General features: G+C 74.9%; 13 protein-coding genes. 7 read left to right on the plus strand and 6 right to left on the minus strand.

The genetic code is table 11. The features are described 5' to 3' along the window. Positions 1 to 39: 39 nt before the first annotated feature. The 4 genes from OG767_RS21720 to OG767_RS21735 are packed head-to-tail and all read left to right on the plus strand — an operon-like array spanning position 40 to position 7,139. Positions 40 to 2,667: a fibronectin type III domain-containing protein gene (locus tag OG767_RS21720; RefSeq protein ID WP_405090258.1), complete on the plus strand. Its 2,628-nt coding sequence runs from the start codon at positions 40 to 42 to the stop codon at positions 2,665 to 2,667. Between the two features lie 28 nt (positions 2,668 to 2,695). Then, entirely contained in the window at positions 2,696 to 3,691 is a 996-nt protein-coding gene (locus OG767_RS21725; protein WP_405090259.1) for an AAA family ATPase, read from the plus strand. A 2-nt stretch (positions 3,692 to 3,693) separates the two neighbouring features. Further along, positions 3,694 to 4,848, plus strand: coding sequence for a DUF58 domain-containing protein (locus OG767_RS21730; RefSeq protein WP_405090260.1), 1,155 nt, complete (start codon positions 3,694 to 3,696; stop codon positions 4,846 to 4,848). After that, positions 4,842 to 7,139 (plus strand): DUF3488 and transglutaminase-like domain-containing protein, encoded by a 2,298-nt coding sequence (locus OG767_RS21735; protein ID WP_405090261.1) that lies wholly within the window; start codon positions 4,842 to 4,844, stop codon positions 7,137 to 7,139. The genes OG767_RS21730 and OG767_RS21735 overlap by 7 nt, the downstream gene beginning before the upstream one ends. A gap of 68 nt (positions 7,140 to 7,207) precedes the next feature. Here OG767_RS21735 and OG767_RS21740 read toward each other — a convergent pair whose 3' ends face one another. Both OG767_RS21740 and OG767_RS21745 read right to left on the minus strand, forming a co-directional pair. Then, positions 7,208 to 8,008, minus strand: a complete 801-nt coding sequence (locus OG767_RS21740) for an SDR family oxidoreductase (protein ID WP_405090262.1) — start codon at positions 8,006 to 8,008, stop codon at positions 7,208 to 7,210. Position 8,009: 1 nt separating this feature from the next. Further along, entirely contained in the window at positions 8,010 to 8,990 is a 981-nt protein-coding gene (locus OG767_RS21745) for an LLM class F420-dependent oxidoreductase (protein ID WP_405094274.1), read from the minus strand. 143 nt (positions 8,991 to 9,133) lie between these two features. On the opposite strand from OG767_RS21745, the gene OG767_RS21750 reads away from it, so the two are divergent. Continuing rightward, positions 9,134 to 10,345 (plus strand): low temperature requirement protein A, encoded by a 1,212-nt coding sequence (locus OG767_RS21750; protein ID WP_405090263.1) that lies wholly within the window; start codon positions 9,134 to 9,136, stop codon positions 10,343 to 10,345. A 128-nt stretch (positions 10,346 to 10,473) separates the two neighbouring features. Continuing rightward, positions 10,474 to 11,358 (plus strand): DUF1028 domain-containing protein, encoded by an 885-nt coding sequence (locus tag OG767_RS21755; RefSeq protein WP_405090264.1) that lies wholly within the window; start codon positions 10,474 to 10,476, stop codon positions 11,356 to 11,358. 125 nt (positions 11,359 to 11,483) lie between these two features. On the opposite strand, the gene OG767_RS21760 is transcribed toward OG767_RS21755, so the two are convergent. The 3 genes from OG767_RS21760 to OG767_RS21770 form a co-directional block, all read right to left on the minus strand. Continuing rightward, positions 11,484 to 12,155 carry a maleylpyruvate isomerase N-terminal domain-containing protein gene (locus tag OG767_RS21760; RefSeq protein ID WP_405090265.1) on the minus strand — a complete coding sequence of 224 codons (672 nt, stop codon included), beginning with the start codon at positions 12,153 to 12,155 and terminating at the stop codon, positions 11,484 to 11,486. 9 nt (positions 12,156 to 12,164) lie between these two features. Beyond that, a complete protein-coding gene (locus OG767_RS21765; protein WP_281938848.1) occupies positions 12,165 to 13,046 on the minus strand; it encodes a phosphatase PAP2 family protein in 882 nt (293 codons plus the stop codon). 346 nt (positions 13,047 to 13,392) lie between these two features. Then, positions 13,393 to 16,290 carry a glycoside hydrolase family 48 protein gene (locus tag OG767_RS21770; protein ID WP_405094275.1) on the minus strand — a complete coding sequence of 966 codons (2,898 nt, stop codon included), beginning with the start codon at positions 16,288 to 16,290 and terminating at the stop codon, positions 13,393 to 13,395. Positions 16,291 to 17,127: 837 nt separating this feature from the next. On the opposite strand from OG767_RS21770, the gene OG767_RS21775 reads away from it, so the two are divergent. Beyond that, entirely contained in the window at positions 17,128 to 18,618 is a 1,491-nt protein-coding gene (locus tag OG767_RS21775; protein WP_405090266.1) for a GH1 family beta-glucosidase, read from the plus strand. Between the two features lie 69 nt (positions 18,619 to 18,687). Here the strand turns inward: OG767_RS21775 and OG767_RS21780 are convergent, their stop codons facing one another. Beyond that, positions 18,688 to 19,101: a roadblock/LC7 domain-containing protein gene (locus OG767_RS21780; RefSeq protein WP_405090267.1), complete on the minus strand. Its 414-nt coding sequence runs from the start codon at positions 19,099 to 19,101 to the stop codon at positions 18,688 to 18,690.

Consider the following 19,101-nt stretch of genomic DNA (forward strand, 5'->3'; position numbering starts at 1 on the left):
GCGCGGCACCCTCCTCCACCGACGGGAAGGCAGCCGGCTGTGACCACCATCGAGGACGTCACGAGCACCGCCGGGCCGGAGACGGCCCGCCCCCGGAAGCGGATGCGCGGCGGGCTGGTGACCATCGGCACCGTGGCCGCGCTGCTGGCGGCGATGGGGTTGACGGTGCTCGGGCTGGGCGCCGCCGACAACGCGGTGGCCAACTTCGACTCGTCGTCCTGGCTGTGGAGCACCACGCGCAGCGAGTTGGCCCGGGTGAACGGCATCACCGCCCGGGTGGACACCCGGATGGAGGTGCCCGGCGGGCGGCGGCACCAGACGCAGGTCGCCCAGACCGACCGGCTGCTGATCCTGCGGGACCTGAACACCGGCCAGGTCAGCTCGCTGGATCTGGCCACCTTGCAGATCACCGCCACCACGCCGACCGCGCCGGGGCTCGGGGTGAGCGTCGCGCTGCACGACGACGAGGCGTTCGTGGTGGACGCGGTGCAGGGCATCGTCCGGCAGCTCGACCCGCGGGCGTTGACGCCGGTGGGCGAGCCGGTCCGGTACCCGCCGGGCATCACCGGCGGGACGTTCGACGGCGCGGGCAAGCTGTGGATCGCGGTGCCGAGCGAGGGCACCGTCTCGGCGGTCACCGCCGCCGACCTGCCGGCCACGCCGGGTGACGCGCCGGCCGGCGGGCTCAGCCCGAAACGGGTCGAGACGTACGAGGTGGCGGAGCCGGCGCACGAGCTGGTGGTGTCCACGCTGGACGAGGGGGTGGCGGTGCTGGACCGCACCTCCGCGTCGCTGGTGACGGTCAGCGGCGGCCGGACGCGGCGGGCCGGCCTGACCATGACCGCGCCGGGCAGCCTGCCGACGCGGACCAGCGGGCCGCAGGTGCCGGTCACGGTCCCCGGTGACCGGTCGGTGCACGTGGTGCGCGACGGGGCCGAGGTGAAGCGGTTCACAGTGCCCGGCGAGGGCGCCCGGCTCAGCCCGGCGGTCGCCTGGGCGGGTCGGTTCTACGTCGCCGACGAGGGCACCGGCACGGTCTACTCGTTCGACGCCGGCGGGCAGCTGGTGGAGGCGATCAAGGGCGCCGGCCGGCCGGGCCCGGTGGAGCTGGAGGTCCGCGAGAACCACCTGTTCATCAACCCGCCGGACTCGTCGACCGCGCAGGTGGTCGACGACCACAACAGGGTGCGCGAGGTGGACAAGTACGCCAACGACGTGCTCGGCGGTGACCCGCCGCCGGCGCCCCCGCCGCCGCCCCCGCCGAAGAAGCCGAAGGTGAGCCGGCCGGGCGCACCGAAGGCGGTCACCGCCGCCGCCGGCGACGCGTCGGCGCGGGTGAGCTGGCAGGCCGCCGCGTCCAACGGCGCCGAGATCATCAGGTACGAGGTGGAGGGCGCCGGCCAGACCCACCAGGTGGGCGCGAACCAGCGCGCGTTGGAGATCACCGGCCTGACCAACGGCGAGACGTACACGTTCGCGGTGCACGCGGTGAACGCCAAGGGCGACGGTCCGGCGCGCCGCAGCAACCCGGTCGTGCCGACCGCCGAGGTGCCGGACCCGCCGACGGCGGTGACCGCCGAGGCGCGCCCGGACGGCACGGTCCGGGTGAGCTGGCCCGAGGCCAACGGCCAGGGCAACAAGGTCGCCCGGTACGCGGTGACCGCGACCTCGGCCGGCGCGAGCGCCCCGGCCGGCGAGTCGCCGAAGCCGGAGCTGGTGGTGCCGGCCGGGCAGTTGGAGTACGGCACGCAGTACGCGTTCACGGTGACCGCGGTCAGCGACAAGGGCGCCGGGTCGAAGGCGTCGCCGGTGAGCAACACGGTGGTGCCGTTCACCGCGCCGAGGGCGCCGACCGAGCTGCGCGCGTCCACGGTGGCCGACCAGCCCGGCACGGTCGCGGTGCAGTGGTCGCCGGCGGTGGAGAACGGTCGCCCGGTGACGAGGTACGTGGTGGAGGCCGGCGGGAAGACGGTCGAGGTGACCGACGTGCGGGCCACCGTGGGCGGGCTCGGCAACGGCCAGAACGTCACGGTGACGGTGAAGGCCGTCAACGAGGCCGGCCCCGGCGCGGAGGCCAGCACCACGGCGCGCACCGTGGCCGCGCCCCGGATCACGGTGACCGGCTCGTCGGCGGACGCCACGTCGGTGACGGTGACGTTCACCGTGGACGCCGGCGGCGGAAAGGCCACCTGCACGGCCGCGACCGGCGGCAAGACGGCCACCGGGAGCTGTGCGAGCCTGCGGGTGACCGGGTTGACGCCGGGCACGGCGTACTCGGTGGCGCTGACCGCGAGCAACGCGGCCGGCAAGGGCACGGCCACCCGCGCCCAGACCACCGACCCGCTCTACGGCGTCGCCACCTGCAAGAACGGGCCGGACGGCGACCAGCGGACGTACTGCGACAAGGACGTCTCGGGCCGCAACGGCAACGAGATCTTCGAGGTCACCCGGCAGGACGACGACCGCCAGGCGGGTTGGGTGCCGGACGGCCACCGGCTGCGGACCTACTGCAAGGCGAAGGGCGAGAACGTGGACGCCTGGATCTACAACAAGAACAAGCAGAGCACCTGGTGGATCCAGGTCGACTACAAGGGCCGGACCTACATCCCGTGGGCCTGGCTCAACCTGGAGGGCGGCGACAACCTCAACCTGCTGCCCGCCTGCTGACCACGATCTCTTCCTCGAAAGGCGCCCCGTGAACACGCACGAACCGCTCAGCCAGCCGGAGGTGCAGGGCTTCGCCGCCCTGGCCGCCCGGCTGGCCGACAACGTCAACGCGGTCGTGCTGGGCAAGCCGCAGGTGGTCCGGCTGGCGCTGACCGCGCTGTTCGCGCAGGGGCACGTGCTGCTCGAGGACGTGCCCGGGGTCGGCAAGACCACGCTCGCCCGGGCGGTCGCGGCCACCGTGCAGGGCGAGTGGCGGCGGATCCAGTTCACCCCGGACCTGCTCCCCTCGGACGTGTCCGGGGTGACCATCTTCAACCAGGCCAGCCGCGGCTTCGAGTTCCACCCGGGGCCGGTGTTCGCGAACATCGTGATCGCCGACGAGATCAACCGGGCGTCGCCGAAGACCCAGTCGGCGCTGCTGGAGGTGATGGAGGAACGCACCGTCACGGTGGACGGCGTACGCCACCCGGTGCCGCAGCCGTTCCTGGTGGTGGCCACGCAGAACCCGGTCGAGATGGACGGCACCTACCGGCTGCCGGAGGCGCAGCTCGACCGGTTCCTGGTGAAGCTCTCCGTCGGCTATCCCGACGAGGCGGTCGAGGTGGAGGTGCTGCGCGGGGCCACGGTCCGCTCCCCCGACTCGCTGAGCGCGGTCACCGACACCGCCACGGTCGGCGAGATGGTGCAGATGGCCCGGCGGGTGCACATCGCCGAGCCGCTGTACGCGTACGCGGTGCGGCTGGCCGCGGCGACCCGTACCCATCCGCAGGTGCGGGTCGGGGTGAGTCCGCGCGGGGTGATCGCGTTGACGCGGGCGGCGTGCGCGTACGCGCTGATCGACGGTCGGGGCTGGATCATGCCGGAGGACCTGAAGGCGCTTGTCGGGCCGGTCTTCGCGCACCGGCTGCTGCTCACCCCGGACGCGCAGGTGCGGGGCGTCACGCCGGCCGAGGTGCTGCGCCAGGCGGTCGCCTCGGTGCCGGTGCCGTTGCCGTCGGGCCAGCCCGCCCCGGTGCACGGCTGAGCGTGGGCATCACCGCCCGGGGGATCGGGTTGCTCGTCGCCGCCCTGGTGCTGCTCGGCGTCGGCTTCCGGTACGCGTACCCGGAGCTGACCGTGCTCGGCGCGGCGGCCGGCGTCGCGGTCGGCTACGCCGGGGTGACCGCCGCCTGGCGGCCCCGGTTGACGGTGGCGCGGCGGGCCGACCCGGACCGGGTGGCCCGGGGCGAGCCGGCGGCGATGGAGCTGACCGTGCGCAACACCGGCCGCCTGCGGGCGGCGAACCTGGTCGCCGAGGACCGCTGCGCCGGCGCGCTGGTGCCGGTGCCGGTGCTGCGGTTGCGCCCGGGGCGGGACACGGTGGTGCGCTACCCGGTGCCGACGCACCGCCGGGGGGTGGTGCCGGTCGGTCCGCTGCGGGTGGTGCGCCGGGACCCGCTCGGGCTGGTGGCGCTGGCCCGTGGCTACGGCGGCACGGTCGGAGTGTGGGTGCACCCGCGCATCCACCCGATGTCCGCGGTGCCCACCGGCGCCGGACGCAGCCTGGACGGGCGCACCGACAGCGTGCCGCACGGGTCGATCACGTTCGACTCGCTGCGTGAGTACGTGGTCGGTGACGAGCTGCGCCGGGTGCACTGGCGGACCAGCGCCCGGGTGGGTGAGCTGATGGTGCGCGAGAACGTGGACACCAGCCTGCCGCGCCTCGTGGTGGTGCTGGACAACCGGGTGGCCGCGCATCCGGGGCGGGTCGCCGGGGTGGCGGAGTCGTTCGAGTCGGCGTGCGAGGCGGCGGCGTCGGTGGTGGCCGCGGCGGCGCGGGAGTCCCTCCCGGTGCACCTGCTGCTGGTCGCGCCGGCCGACGCCGAGCCCGCCGGGGTGGCCGGGCCGCTGGACCGCCTCGCCGCGACCGAGCTGGCCGGTGGCGGGCCGGAGGTGCTGTCGGCGGCGACGGGCCGGCTGCGCCAGGACCGGCTCGGCGACACGCTGGTCTTCCTCACCGGGCCGGGGGCCGCCGACGAGCTGGGGCACGTGGGCGCGCTGCGCGGCGCGTACCCGTCGGTGGTGGTGGGGATGTTCGGCGCGGCGGCGCCGACGGCGGCCGGCGCGGCGGGCCTGGTGGTGCTGGACGCGGCCGACGGCGCGGCGTTCGCCGCCGAGTGGGACGGGATCCGCCGGTGGTGACCGGGACGCCGGCCCGGGAGTGGGCGGTCCGGGCGCTGCGGGCGGCGCCGGTGCCGGTGGCGCTGGTGGTGCTGGTCGCGCTCGCCGGTGTGGTGCTCGGCCGGGTGTACGCGGATCCGCTGCTGACCCGGCTGATGGTCGGCGCGGCGGTCGGTTCGGTGGCGGTCAGCGTGGCCGCCCGACGGTTGGCGTCGTGGCTGGTGGCGCCGTTGTCGGTGGCCGCGCTGGCCGGCTGGACGCTGCTGTCGCTGCGGCTGGCGGCGAGCCACGCGGCGCTGCCCGGCGGGCTGGGCGAGGTGGCCGCCGACGCCGCCCGCAACGCGATCCCCCGGCTGCTGACCGCGATGATCCCGGTGCAGCCGACGCCGGACACCGTGCTGGTCCCGGTGGTGGCCGCCTGGCTGGCCGGGCTGACCGCCGCCGAGGTGGCGGTGCGGGCCGGCCGGGTGCTGGCCGGATACCTGCCGCCGGCGTTGCTCTACGCCGGCGCGCTCTACGTGGTCGGGCCGAACGCGGAACCGGCGGTCGGCCCGACGGTGCTGTTCGCGGCCGTCGCGGCGGTCGGCCTGGCCGCGCCGGGACGCCGGCCCGACCCGGCGACGGACGCCGACCCGGTCGCCGGGCTCGCCCCGGCGGTACGCGCGGCGGTGCGGCTGCGGCTGGCCGCGGCGAGCGCGGCCGGCCTGGTCCTGGTGGTGGCGCTGGCCGCGCTGCTCGCGCCGGTGGTCGCCGGTCAGGTCGACGCGCGTCCGGTCGACCCGCGCCGGTACGTGGAGCCGCCGCAGGTGGAGTCGTTGGACGAGAACCCGCTGATCCGGATCTCGGGGTGGGCGTTGAACCCGGACCAGCGGCTGCTCGACGTGCGCACGGTCGTCGGGCCGGCCGAGGGTGGTCCGCCCCGGATCCGGTTGGCGGTGCTCAGCGACTACGACGGGGTGACCTGGCGGGTCGGGGCCACGTACCGCAACGCGGGGCGGATCCTGCCGGCGGTCGAGCCCGCGCCGGGGGCCACCACCGAGGCGGTGCGCCAGGAGATCACGGTGGGCGACCTGACCGGGCGGCTGCTGCCGGCGGTGCCGACGCCGCGCGAGGTGGGCGGCGCGCGGGTGGCGTACGACCCGGCGAGCGGGACGCTGATCCGCCCGGAGGGGCTCGTGCCGGGGCTGCGGTACGAGGTGTCCTCGGTGCGGGAGCGCCCGGATGTGAACCTGGTGAGCACCGCGAACGTGCCGGCCGGCGACGCGGTGGCGCGGGTGCTGCGGGTGCCGGACGGGGCGCCGGAGCAGTTGCGCCGGCTGGCCGCCCAGCTCGCCGAGGCAAACGGCGCCCCGTACGCGCGGGCCGACGCGATCGCCACGTTCCTCGCCGAGCACTACCGGTTGACCGCGGACGCACCCAGCGGGCACGCGTACCCGAATCTGACGTTCTTCCTGTTCGGGCCGCGTAACGGCGGCGGGCAGCGGGGCACCTCGGAGCAGTTCGCCGCCGCGTTCGCGGTGCTCGGCCGGCTCGCCGGGCTGCCCACCCGGGTGGTGGTGGGGTTCGCGCCGAACGCGGACGGGCCGGTGCGGGCCGCCGACGCGTACGCCTGGCCGGAGGTGCTGTTCGACGGCGTCGGCTGGGTGTCGTTCGATCCGTTGCCGCGCCCGGACTCCGCGCCCCGCCCGGTGGAGGAGGACTTCCGGCCGCAGCCGGAGGAGCCGCCGCCGTCGGAGGTGCCGGCGCCGACCGAGCAGCCCTCGGCCTCTCCCCCGGCCGCGGCGTCCGCGCCGGACCGGGCCCGCGGCGGCCCGGGTACGCCGGTGCTGGTGGGCGGCGGCGTCGGCGGCCTGGTGCTGGTGGTCGGCGCGGTGTTGGCGGCCCTGGCGGCGACGCGCCGCCGGTTGAGCCGGTCCCGGCTGGACCGGGGTGCTCCCGGCGAGCGGGTCGCCGGCGCCTGGCGGGAGCTGACCGACGCGCTGCGGCTGGCCGGCCGCCCGGCCGGGTCGGACCTGGCGGCGGCGGAGGTCGCCGAGCGGGCCCGGAGGGCGCTGGCCGAGGCCCGCGCGGCGACCGGTGCGTCGCCGGCCGACGACAGGGCTTCCGACGACAGGGCGTCCGGTGGCGACGTCGGCGAGCTGGCCGGGTTGGTCAACCAGGTGGCCTTCGCCCCGGGCAGCACCACCGGGCAGCAGGCGGACCGGGCGGCGACGCTCGTCACCGCGTACGGGGAGGCGCTGCGCGACGCCCGGCCACGCTGGCGGCGGCTGTGGTGGCGGGTCCACCCGGGTCCGCTGCGCTGGCGGCGCTGACGCCCGCACGCACGCTGGTTGCCGACCGCGGCACGGTGGCGCGCGGACGCGGGCGCGGCGCGGGCCGGTCAGGAGTCGGCGGCGCGCAGCTTGCGGACGAGTTTGCGCAGGCCGGCCTGCCAGCCGTCCGGGTCCTCGGCGCGGCGGCGGGCGTAGTCGGCGACCTCCGGGTGGGGCAGGATGAGGAACCGTTCCTCGGCCAGCCCGGCGACGACCGCGTCGGCGACCTGGTCGGGGGTGAGGATCGCGCCGGACGCGGCGATCACCCGGGCGCCGAGGTGGCCTTCGGCGAGCCCGTCGGCGAGCATCGGGGTGTCCACGCCCTGCGGGCAGAGCGCGCTGACCCGGATGCCGGCGTCCCGGTAGGTGATGGCCAGCCAGTCGGCGAGGCCGACCGCCGCGTGCTTGGTGGCGGTGTAGGGCGCGTCCCCGACGGCGGTCAGCAGGCCGGCGGCCGAGCAGGTGAGCAGCAGGTGGCCCTGGCCCCGGCGCAGCATCCCCGGCAGCACCGCCCGGGCGCTGTGCAGGTGGCCGAGCACGTTGACCCGCCAGGCCCGGTCCCAGTCGGCGTCGGGCGCGTCGAGGCCGCCGCCGGTGGCGACCCCGGCGTTGGCGCAGAACAGGTCGATCCGGCCGTGGCGGCGTTCCGTCTCGTCGACGAACGCGCGGACCGCCGCCTCGTCGGTGACGTCCAGCCCGACGCCGGTGGCCACCGGGCCGATCGCCTCGGCCGCCGCGCGGGCCGCGTCGGCGGCCAGGTCGGCGAGCACCACGGCGGCGGCGCCCTCGGCAGCGAAGCGGCGGCCCAGCGCCGCGCCGATGCCACCGGCCCCGCCGGTGATCACCACCACCCGGTCGGTCAGGTTCATCTCAGCTCCCGTCCTCGGCGCCGGCCCCGAGCCGGGGCAACAAATCAGCCCAGGCCGTCGCGCCGCCCTCGGTCGTCTCCGGGGTGGGCAGCAACGCCAGCACCGGCACGTCGACGCCGTGCGTGGCGTACCGGCGGGCGGCGGCCACGCACCGCTCGGGCGAGCCGTGCAGGATCAGCGCGTCGACCACGTCGTCGGGCACCGCGGCGGCGGCCCCGCGCCGGTCCCCCGCCGCCCAGGCCCGCCACATCTCGCCGAGCGTCTCCTGCCGACCCAGCCAGCGGTGGAAGGCGGCGTACGCGGGCACGGTGAGATAGCCGGTGATCAGGCGACGGCCCAACGCGCGGGCGTACGCGGCGTCCTCGGTGGGGCAGACGAAGATCCGGGCGGCGACCTCGAAGCCGGGGCGGCGCTCCCCCAGCTCGGCGAGCGCGGTCGGCACGTCGTCGGCGGCGAGCCAGTTCAGGATCACCCCGTCGGCCTCGGCGGCGGCGAGCCGCAGCATGCCGGGGCGCAGCGCGGCCAGCAGCACCGGCGGTGGCACGGCCGGCGGGCGTTCCAGGGTGAAGCGTCGGACCGTGAACGTGTCGTACGCGCCGTCGACGGTCTCGCCGCGCAGCGCCGCCCGCAGGAAGCGCAGCACGTCCCGGGTCCGCCGGTACGGCTCGTCGAACGGCACCGCGTTCCAGTCCCGTACCAGCACCGGCGAGGACGCGCCGACGCCCAGCGCGAAGCGGCCCGGCGCGGCCTCGGCCAGCGCGGCGGCGCTCATCGCCAGCAGCGCCGGGCCCCGGGTGAAGACCGGGGTGATCGCGGTGCCGAGGCGCAGCCGGGGCGCCCAGGCGGCGGCGAGCGCGAGCGGGGTGAACGCGTCGGTCCCGGCCACCTCCGACGACCAGACGTCGGTGAACCCGGCCCGGTCCAGCGTCGCGTAGACCTCGGCGTGGTCGGCGAGCGGGATACCGCCCAGCGGCACGGTCATGCCCCATCGGTTCGTCACCCGTCGATCGTGCCCGCCCGGCACCGCCGGAGCAAGATCGGGGGCGATCCGACCGATCCGCGCCGCCGAGGCCGGTGGGGGTGTTACGACTGCCGGGTGGACGCGATCGAGGGCAGGGCACGACGGTGAGGGTCGACGAGCCCGCCACGCTGCGCTCGGACGACGGCGACGGCGACCGGGCCACGTTCCTGGAGCTGTTCTTCGACCTGGTCTACGTGTTCGCGCTGACCCGGATCTCCGCGCGCGCCTTCGAGGACCTGGCCCTGGAGGGCGGCAAGACCACCTGGTCGGCGGTGACCGGCGGCGGGAAGACGTTGCTGCTGCTGATCGCGCTCTGGATGCTCTGGCAGGGCACCGCGTGGACCACCAGCCGCTACGACCCGTACCACCTGTGGTTGCAGGTCATCGTGATCACCGCCCTGGTGTCGGCGATGGTGATGGGGGTGGCGATCCCCCGCGCGTTCACCGGGAGCGGCCTGGCGTTCGCCGTCGCCTACGTGGTGGCGAACGTCGGCCGTTCGGCGATCCTCCTGCTGGTGCTGCGCCGGATCCAGTACCGCCGGCTGAAGCTGCGGATGCTGATCACGTACGTCGTGTCCGGGGTGCTCTGGCTCGCCGGCGCGGTGCTGCCCACCAACCCCCGGGTGGTGCTCTGGAGCGCCGCGCTGGTGGTGGAGTATCTCGGCAACCGGTTCGGCTGGCCGGTGCCGGGCCTGGGCCGCTCGACGATCTCCCGCTGGGACATCCACGGCAAGCACCTCGCCGAGCGGTACCAGCAGTTCTACCTGGTGGCGATCGGCGAGACGATCCTCGTCAGCGGCCTGACGTTCACCCGCTCGCCGGGCGGCTGGCAGAGCATCGTCGCGTTCTCCGCCGCCCTGGCGACGTCCGTGCTGCTGTGGCGGATCTACGTGCAGCGGGCCGGGCAGATCCTCGGCGAGGCGGTGACCGGCGCCGAGCATCCGGCCACCATCGGCCGCTCCGCCGCCGACACCCACATGGTCATGGTGATCGGCGTGGTGGCCACCGCGATCGGCTACGAGCTGGCCGTCGAGCACCCCAGCGGGCACAACGAGCTGGCGTGGCTCGCCGTGGTGCTGGGCGGGCCGGCCCTGTTCCTGGCCGGCCGGGCCCGCTTCGAGTACGAGGTGTTCGGCCGCGTCTCCCCGTCCCGGCTGGTGGCGATCGTCGCGCTGCTGCTGCCCGTGCCGTTGCTGGTGCGCGTCCCGCTGCTGGTGGCGGCCGGGTACGCGGTCGTGGTGCTGGCGGCGGTGGCGGTGGCCGACGTCCGGCGCGCCTGGGGCCGCCCGCCGGAGGCGGCCGCGCCGCCGTTCTGACCGCGCCCGCCCCGCTTTCCGACCCCGCCCGCACCGCTTTCCGACCGCCCGCGTCGTCGTGCCGGCCGCGTCCGCCGCCTCCCGCCGGTGTGCCGACGCCGCGCCCGCCGCCGGGCTACGATCCGCGCGTGACGTTCTCGCTCGTCGCCCGCTCCGCCGACGGGCACCTGCACGGCGTGGCCGTGGCCAGCCGGTTCCTCGCCGCCGGGGCGCTGGTGCCGGCCGCCGAGGCACGGGTCGGGGCGGTCGCCACCCAGGCGCACGCCAACCTCGCCTACCGGGCGCAGGCCCTCGCGCTGCTGCGCACCGGCGTCACCGCCGCCGACACGGTGGCCGGCCTGGTCGCCGCCGACCCGGGGCGTGACGACCGGCAGCTCGCCGTGGTCGGCGCCGCCGGGGCCGGAGCGACCTGGACCGGGCCGCGCTGTCACCCCTGGGCGGGTGGTCAGGCCGGCGACGGCTGGGCCGCGCAGGGCAACATCCTGAGCGGCCCGCAGGTGATCGACGCGCTGCGCGACGCCTGGCTCACCGGCGTCGATCTGCCGTTCCCGCAGCGGCTGCTCGCCGCGTTGACCGCCGGTGACCGGGCCGGCGGCGACCGGCGCGGCCGGCAGAGCGCCGCGTTGCTGGTGGTGCGGCGCCACGGCGGGTACGCCGGCACCGGCGACGAACTGGTGGACCTGCGGGTGGACGACCATCCGGACCCGGTCGCCGAGCTGCGCCGCCTGCTCGGCCTGCACACCATGATCTTCGGCCGGCCCGACCCGGCCACCTTGCGCGACCTCACCGGGCCGCTCGCCGTCGAGGTGGCGGAGTTGCTCGCCGCCGCCGGGCACCCGGTCGGCCCGGCCGGCCTGGACGACGCGCTCGCCGCCTGGTCCGGCCTGGAGAACCTGGAGGAGCGCTTCGTGCCGGGCCGGATCGACCCGATCGTGCTGGAGCACCTGCGGCGCGGCGCGGCCGACCGGTCGGGTGCCGACGGAACCGCCGGGCCGGCGCCCGCGACCGGCTGACCGGGCCCGGCCGCGACCGGCTGACCCGGCCCGGCCGCGACCGGCTGGCCCGGCCGCCGACGGGAACCGGCCGCCAGGCCGCCGACGGAACCGGCCGACCGGCGTCGGCGATCGGGTGACCCGGCTCAGCCGCCGAAGGCGAGTCGGCGGATGCCGGCCGCCGCCAGCGCCGCCCGCTCCGCGTCGGTCAGCGGCAGCCGGCCGGTGGCCTTGCGCAGCACCGTGAGCGCGTCCCCGCCGAGCCGCTCCGGCACCGGCCGCCCGGCGGTGAGCACGTCGACCGTCACGGCCGCCGCGGTCGGGGCCGTCCAGGGCGGCCGGTCCAGCGCGTCGGCCAGGTCGAGCCCGTGCACCGCGAGCTCCACCACGCGGGTACGCAGGAACTCGGTCACCGCCATCGCGTCACCGTGCCGGGTGCGGACCACCCGGTCGGGCGGCTCGGCGGCCACCGCCGCGTCCGTGGCCCGCCAGGCCCGCCCGAACTCCCGTGCCACGTCGGCCGCGCCGGGCAGCTCCCGGGCCGCCGCCCGGGCCCCGTCGATGCGGTCCCGGTCGACCGCGGGCGCGAACTTGGCCGCGTCGAAGTACCCGGCGGCGGTCACCTCGGCCCGGGGCGGCGCGGGCTCGGCAAGCATCCCGGCCAGCCGGCCGGCGCCGGTGCTCACGTGGGCCAGCAGGTCCCGGACCTGCCACGGCGGGCACGGGGTGGGCCGGTCCAGCGCCGCCTCGTCGAGCCCGTGCAGGACCCGTTCCAGCCGCTCGCACTCGTCGCGGAACGCGGCCCGTACCGGCTCCATCGGGCCGCCTCAGCCCTTCCAGCGGGGCACCAACCGGTGCACCAGGGCGAGCACCAGCGCGGCCACCACGGCGATCGTGCCGACGATGCCGGCCGCGCTGCCCGCGTACCCGATGAACAGCGGACGGCGGCCGAGCTCCTCGACGGCGACGGTGGACCGGTCCACCAGCCAGGACAACGCCAACGCGGAGGCCAGCAGCGCCACCGCGCCGCCGACCCCGAGCACGGCGGCGGCCAGCCGGTGCGCGTCGCCGGGCTCCACCACGGCCCGCTCCCGCTGGAAGACCAGCAGCACCAGCCCGGCCACCGCGGCCCAGGCGCCGACCAGCAGGTACGCGGCCACCGCGTCGCTGGGTCGGTGCCAGCCGGCGGAGAGCGTGGCCACCCCGGCGGCGGCGGCGTAGCCGGCGCCGAGGAACGCCCCCGCGACCCGCAACTGCCGGGGCAGCACCAGGATCAGCGCGACCGCCACCGAGGCCGCGATCGTGGTGTGCCCGCTGGGCAGACTGTTGCCGGCGGCGGCCCGCTCCGGGTCGACGCCGAACTCGGGTCGGGTGAGGACGTACTTGAGCACCTGGGTGCTGACGTTCGCGCCGGCGATCAGCAGCGTGGCGGTGACGGCGAGCGCCTTGCGGCCCCGGATCAGCGCGATGAAGCCGATCACCGCGGTCGCGGCCAGCAACGACACCACCGACATGGCGTTGAGGATGGTGTCCACCGGCCCGTCGACCCGGTCCTGGCCGATCTGGTTGCCGGTCAGGGCGACCGTGTCGAGCCACTGCCCCAGCTCGGTGTGCACGGCGAACCGCCACACCACCAGAAACGCGGCCGTCTGGACCAAGGCCAGTACGACCAACCAGACCGCCGTCCAACCCCTCGCCGTCTCCCGCACCCGGACAACTTAGCGGTCGGGCCGGTGCGGCGCGCGGTGGAGGCCGGGCAAAAAAATAGTGGAGAGGCCGCCACGGGGGGAGCGGCCTCTCCGCCAAATACGTTACTCCGTCCGCGCCACGGATGTGATCCCGTGGAGCGCTGATTTTTCGGTGCCTTTTCGCGCCATGGGTCGCCCCGGGCGGAGTGGTGGGCCGGTCCGTCCGCTGCGTCGGCCGGACGGCCGGCCCACCCGGCCTGACCGTGGGCGTCAGGCCGTCCGCCGACCCGGCCGCTCCGTTCCCCCATCGGCCGGGTCGGCCTCCTCCGTGGGCGGGGCCTCACCCGCCCACGGAGGAGTCGTCATCTCATCCCTGCGGGAAGTAGGCCCCGTAGTCGGCGTACGCCATGGCGACGTCCGCCTGCGCCCAGAACCGGTGGTAGTTGAAGACCGGCTCGGCGCCACCGTTCAGGTACGCCTGTACCTTCGGCCAGTCCGGGTCGTTCTTGTAGAAGGACCGGATGTCCAGGAAGCTCTTGCCGGCGGCGATCGCGTCACCGTTCGGCATCTTCCCGGTCCAGCCCGGCGGGACGTAGAGACCCTGACCGTCGGTGGCGTTGTAGACGTCGTCGAAGCGCTTGTAGTCGCCGCGCTTCTCCGGCATCGAGACGCCCTTGCTGTCGGCGGCCGCCGAGAGCGCGTCCAGCAGGCCCTTGGCGGTGTTCTTCGCCGCGGTGTTGCCGGACTTGGCCGCGTACGCGATGAGCGTGCGGGCGTAGGCGGCGGCGACGCCGACGTCCTGACCCTTGACCGTCACCTCGACGTGCAGGTTGGTGTTCGGCTGCGGGCTGCTCGGGTTCCAGTTGGCCGGCTGACCGGTCCACTTCATGTCCGACGGGATGGACCAGTTGGTGCCCGTGGTGGTGTTGGCGATCGCCCACGGGACCCACTTGTCCAGCAGCGCCTTGGCCTTGGCGTTGCCGGTCTGCAGGTACAGCTCGGCGATGCGCTGCATCGACCAGGCCTGCATGCCGAACCACTGGTTCGACGGCGGGTCGTTGTAGACCGGGTCGACGTCGTAGAACATGCCGTAGAAGGTGGCGGTGCCGGCCGGCGGGGTGCCGTAGTTGCCGTCCCAGCTGTTGGTGGCGCCGCCGGCGATGCCGCCCTCGGCCGACTGGAGCCAGGTGTAGAACTCCAGCTGCCGGTCCATGCTCTTCTGCCAGTCGGAGACCGCGGTCGGCGACTTCGGCTTCAGCTCCGGCACGTTGGTCATCGCCCAGGCCGCGAACGGGTTCTGGTAGCCGAAGTGGCTGTGGCTGGAGCCGATCCGCCACGACCAGTTCTGGCCGGCGTCGTACGCGCCGCCCCAGGCGTAGTACCAGGAGAGCAGGTAGTGCGCCGAGTCACGGCCGCTGCCGGCCGGGCAGGCGGACGCCCCGACGCAGTTGCCGATCTTCTTGAAGTACTTGTCGAACAACGCGTAGCGCAGGTAGTCGCCCATCTTGGCGGCCTTGGCCACGGTGGCCGCCACGTCGGCCTCCTTGCCCTGTGCCTTGGCCCAGGTCAGGGCCCAGTACGCGGCCTGCACGGCCCGCGCGTCGGCGTCCGGCGCGTTGGTGTACTTCCACTGCTTGGCCGGGGCGTTGGACTCCTTGACGAACAGGTCGAGGTAGCCGTACTGGCCACCGTGCTTGAACGTGTCGCAGGACGGCTGCGGCACGGTCTCCCACACCGACTCCTGGGTGCCCCGCTGGAACGTGTTGATGTACGCGGGCCGGGTGGTGCCGTCGCCGCACCGGCCGAAGCCGTAGGTGTTGTCGACGTCGAGCAGCCAGTGCATGCCGTAGATGTCACCGGTGCCGTAGGTGGACTGCAGCTCCGAGCGCAGCGGGTCCTGGCCGACCGGGACGCTGGCCTCCAGCGCCGACGGGTACTGGCTGGGCAGGTTGTGCTCGGCGGCGTACTGCGGGGTGCCCGGCGAGCCGGCCGTGGCCTGGTCCGCGTGGCTGGGAATGATGTACTTCTCCATCACCGTCCACGAGTTGTTGAACGGGCTCCAGTTCTGGGTGACGCGGCCGTACTGCGCCTCCAGCCAGATCCAGAAGCTGAACGCCTCGGAGGTGGTCTCGTGCCCGTGGTCGGGCGCCTCCACGATCAGCGTCTCGACCGAGTGGTACGGCACGCCCTCGGGGCTGAAGTAACCCGAGTTCTTGATCTTGCCGTACTGGTCGAGGAACTTCTTGATGTAGGCGTTGTCGCCACCCGGGGAGTCGTTGTCGACCTCGGTGGCGACCACCGAGACCCCCGCGACACCGGTCGCCGACGCGGCGATGGTGGCGGTGCCGCTGACCGTGTCGGCGTCCTCCGCCGCGGAGACGGTGGCGGTGACGCCGGTGCTCCAGTTGCTCGGGGTGAGCGTCAGCGAGGCCGGCGAGACGGTGACGTCGCTGTCCCCGGTGACCGCGAGCGTCACCGGGACGTTGGCGGTGGGCGCCGCGCTGAGCGTGTACCGGACGCTGGCGCTGCCGCCCTCGTCGACGCTGACCGCCGACGGGGTGGCGACCAGCCTCGGCCCGGTGGCCGCGCCGACCGTGAACGACTTCTCCGCGATCGCGGTGCCGCCGGCGTTGTCGTACGCCTTGGCCTGCACGGTGTAGCTGCCGGCCGGCAGGCTCAGCAGGTCGTAGCCGTACGGGGCGGTGGTGTCGGTGTTGACCAGCAGGCCGTTGCGGTAGAACTCGACCTTGCTGATGGTGCCGTCGGCGTCGCTCGCGGTGGCGGTCAGCGGAACGTCCGCCGGCGCGGTGAACGGGCCTGCCGGCACGCCGAGGGAGACCGACGGCGGCTGGTTGCTGGAGGCGCCGTTGCAGGCGACCCCGTTGAGCGTGAACGCGGTCGGCTTCGGGTTGCTGCCACTGAACGAACCGTTGAAGCCGATACTGGTGGACGCGCCGGTGGGCAGGCTGCCGTTCCACGACTCGTTGGTCGCGGTCACGTCGCTGCCGCTCTGGCTCCACTTGGCCGACCAGCCCTGCGTCACGCGCTGGCTGCTGTTCGGGAACGCGAACTTCAGCGACCAGTTGTTCAGCGCGTCACCCAGGTTCTTGATGGTGACGGTGGCGGTGAACCCGGTGCTCCACTCGCTGGTCGCGTAGGTCACGTCGCAGGCGGGAGCGGCCTGGGCGGCGCTCGCGGGCAGGGTCACCCCGCCGATGGCGAGGGCGGTGGCGGCGAGCATCGCCGTGCGGCGACGTCTGGCCATGAGTCTCATGTGGGCGGTGTCTCCTCGGACCGGGCCGGGGCCGGGGCCCCGGCGGGGCGCCTCCACGCGTCGACGGGCGTACGCGGGGGGACGGAGGCGTCCGGAAAGGTGGTCGTCCCGGTCGTGCCGGGAATCGGGGCGCCGCACCGGATGTCCGGGTGCCCTCGGCGGCCCGCGCTCGCGAGATCTGGCTCCTCGTCGCGTGACGAGAGTGTGCCATGGAAGCGCTCCCACCACAATGTCCAGGGCAGATACCCACGTCCATGTTTCGATCTCGTTTAGGGGCTTTCACAAAGCCGTGACGGGCGTTACAGTCGCAGCATCGCCGATGGGAGCGCTTCCATCGACGGACATGTAAGTTACTGAAGCGCCGGGGACACCCGTGCCCGGCTACCGGCCCAGTGGCCGGCGGCGAACCAGCCCGGACGCCGCCGCCGGCCCTCACCCGCCAGACGGAGGGAGGTGGAACCAGAGCCACTCGCGTGGCCCGGCTCCCGCGCGACACGCACGACGGACGCCAATTCCCAATCGTGCGTGTGTGCATCTCAGTGGGGACGGGGGTTGCCCTCCCCCGTCCCCACACTAAACCCCCGTTGTCGACGGCAAAAGAGGCCGACGGGACAGGCGTGACACGCCACCCGGACGGCCTTTCTCGCTATCTGCCCCACTCTCGCCGCTCGCCCCAGCCCCCGAGCGACACCCGCCCACCCCATTCCGGCCGCCCGCCGGCCGCGCCGCCGCCCGCGCCGCGACCGCCGGATTCGAGGCCGGCCGCCTCCGGCCTATGCTGGGAGCGCTCCCGGCCCCGGGCGGCCCGTCACTTCGAGGAGAAGCCTCATGTCGTTACTCACCCGACGGCGCCTGCTCCGCCGCGCCGCCCTGTCCGCGAGCGCCGCCGGCGCGGTCCGGACCGGGCTCGCCGGTGCCACCGCGGCCGGGGTCGCCGCCACCACCGCCCTCGGCGGCTGCGACAGCCCACCCGAGCGGCGCACCGACTCGGAGCCGGACCGCGGGCTGCGCTTCCCGCCCAACTTCGGCTGGGGCGCGGCGACCTCCGCGTACCAGATCGAGGGGGCCGCCAAGGAGGACGGGCGGGGTGAGTCCGTCTGGGACACCTTCAGCCGCACCCCGGGACGCACCCGCAACGGCGACACCGGCGACGTCGCGGCCGACCACTACCACCGGTACGCCCAGGACCTCGACCTGATGCGCGACCTGGGGCTGCGCAGCTACCGGTTCTCCATCTCCTGGCCGCGCATCCAGGCCGACGGCTCCGGCCGCCCGAACCAGCGTGGCCTCGACTTCTACCGCCGGATCGTGGACGGCCTGCACGAGCGCGGGATCGCGCCGATGGCCACGCTGTTCCACTGGGACCTCCCCCAGGCGCTCCAGGACACCGGCGGCTGGGAGAACCGGGACACCGCCGAGCGCTTCGCCGACTACGCCGACGCGGTGTTCCGCGCGCTCGGGGAGCGGGTGCCGGTCTGGCTGACCATCAACGAGCCGAAGACCGTGGTGCAGAACGGCTACCTCACCGGCCACCACGCCCCCGGCCACCGGGACCCGGCGGCGGCGTACCTGGTCGCCCACCACCTCCAGCTCGCCCACGGCCTCGCCGTGCAGGCGCTGCGCGCCTCCGGCGTGCCCGGGCGCATCGGCCCCGCGCTCAACCTGCACCCCTGCTACCCGGCCGACGAGACCGCCGAGGCGGCCGCCGCCACCCGGCTCTACGACGGCTACGAGAACCGCCTCTACCTCGACTCCGTCTTCAAGGGCGAGTACCCGCGGGACGTGTTGGCCGACCTGGGGCCGGACAGCCGGCTGGCCCGGGGCATCCGGGACGGCGACCTGAAGATCATCTCCAGCCCGGTGGACCTGCTCGCGGTGCAGTACTACACCCCGATCTACGTCACCGGCAGCGGCGACACGATCCAGAAGTGGCCCACCTCCGAGGCCGGCTGGCAGCAGATCTACCCCGAGGGCCTGTACGACACGCTGACCCGGGTCACCCGCGACTACGGCCGGGTGCCGATCACCATCACCGAGAACGGCCTGCCCTGCCCGGACGCCCCCGGCCCGGACGGCACCGTCGACGACGCCGGCCGGGTCGCCTTCCTGCGCGACCATTTCGCCGCCGCCCACCGGGCCATCCGGGACGGGGTGCCGCTGGAGAGCTACCACGTCTGGTCGCTGATGGACAACTTCGAGTGGAACGAGGGGTACGAGGAGCGCTGGGGCCTGATCTACGTGGACTACCCGACCCAGCGGCGGGTGTTCAAGCGCAGCGCCCACTGGTACCGCGACGTGATCCGCCGCAACGGACTCTAGGCGGGCGTGGCCCGGCCGGCGGCGTCGCCGGCCGGGCGGCCCGGCCGGCGCGGGAACGCCTGGCCCGGCTCAGCGCGGCAGCGCCTGTTGCAGCTCGGCCCGCAGCGCCGGGGTGAGCATCTCACCGGCCTGCTTCGCCAGCCGCGCCATCTCGTAGCCGACCACACCGATGTCGGCGTCGCCGCCGGCCAGCGTGGCCAGGATCGAACCGTCCCGGATCTGCATCACCAGGAAGTAGCCGCGGCCCATCTCGACCACGGTCTGCTTGACGACGTCGCCGTCGAACATCTGGGCCGCGCCCGCGGTGATGCTCATCAGGCCCGACGTCACCGCGGCGAGCTTGTCCGCGTGGTCCCGCGGCAGGTGCGCGGAGAGCGCCACCAGCAGCCCGTCGGAGGACACCACCACGGCGTGCGCCACACCCGGAACCCGCTCGACGAACGCGTTCACCAACCAGCTCAGGTCCCGTGCCTCCTGGCTCAA

The organism is Micromonospora sp. NBC_01392 (genome assembly GCF_045040125.1).
Taxonomy (GTDB): domain Bacteria; phylum Actinomycetota; class Actinomycetes; order Mycobacteriales; family Micromonosporaceae; genus Micromonospora.

Coding starts and splice junctions, on each gene's coding strand:
- OG767_RS21740 (WP_405090262.1), bottom strand. CDS start 8,008: ATGAACCTGACCGACCGGGTGGTGGTGATCACCGGCGGGGCCGGTGGC.
- OG767_RS21745 (WP_405094274.1), bottom strand. CDS start 8,990: ATGACCGTGCCGCTGGGCGGTATCCCGCTCGCCGACCACGCCGAGGTC.
- OG767_RS21760 (WP_405090265.1), bottom strand. CDS start 12,155: ATGGAGCCGGTACGGGCCGCGTTCCGCGACGAGTGCGAGCGGCTGGAA.
- OG767_RS21770 (WP_405094275.1), bottom strand. CDS start 16,290: ATGGCCAGACGTCGCCGCACGGCGATGCTCGCCGCCACCGCCCTCGCC.
- OG767_RS21775 (WP_405090266.1), top strand. CDS start 17,128: ATGTCGTTACTCACCCGACGGCGCCTGCTCCGCCGCGCCGCCCTGTCC.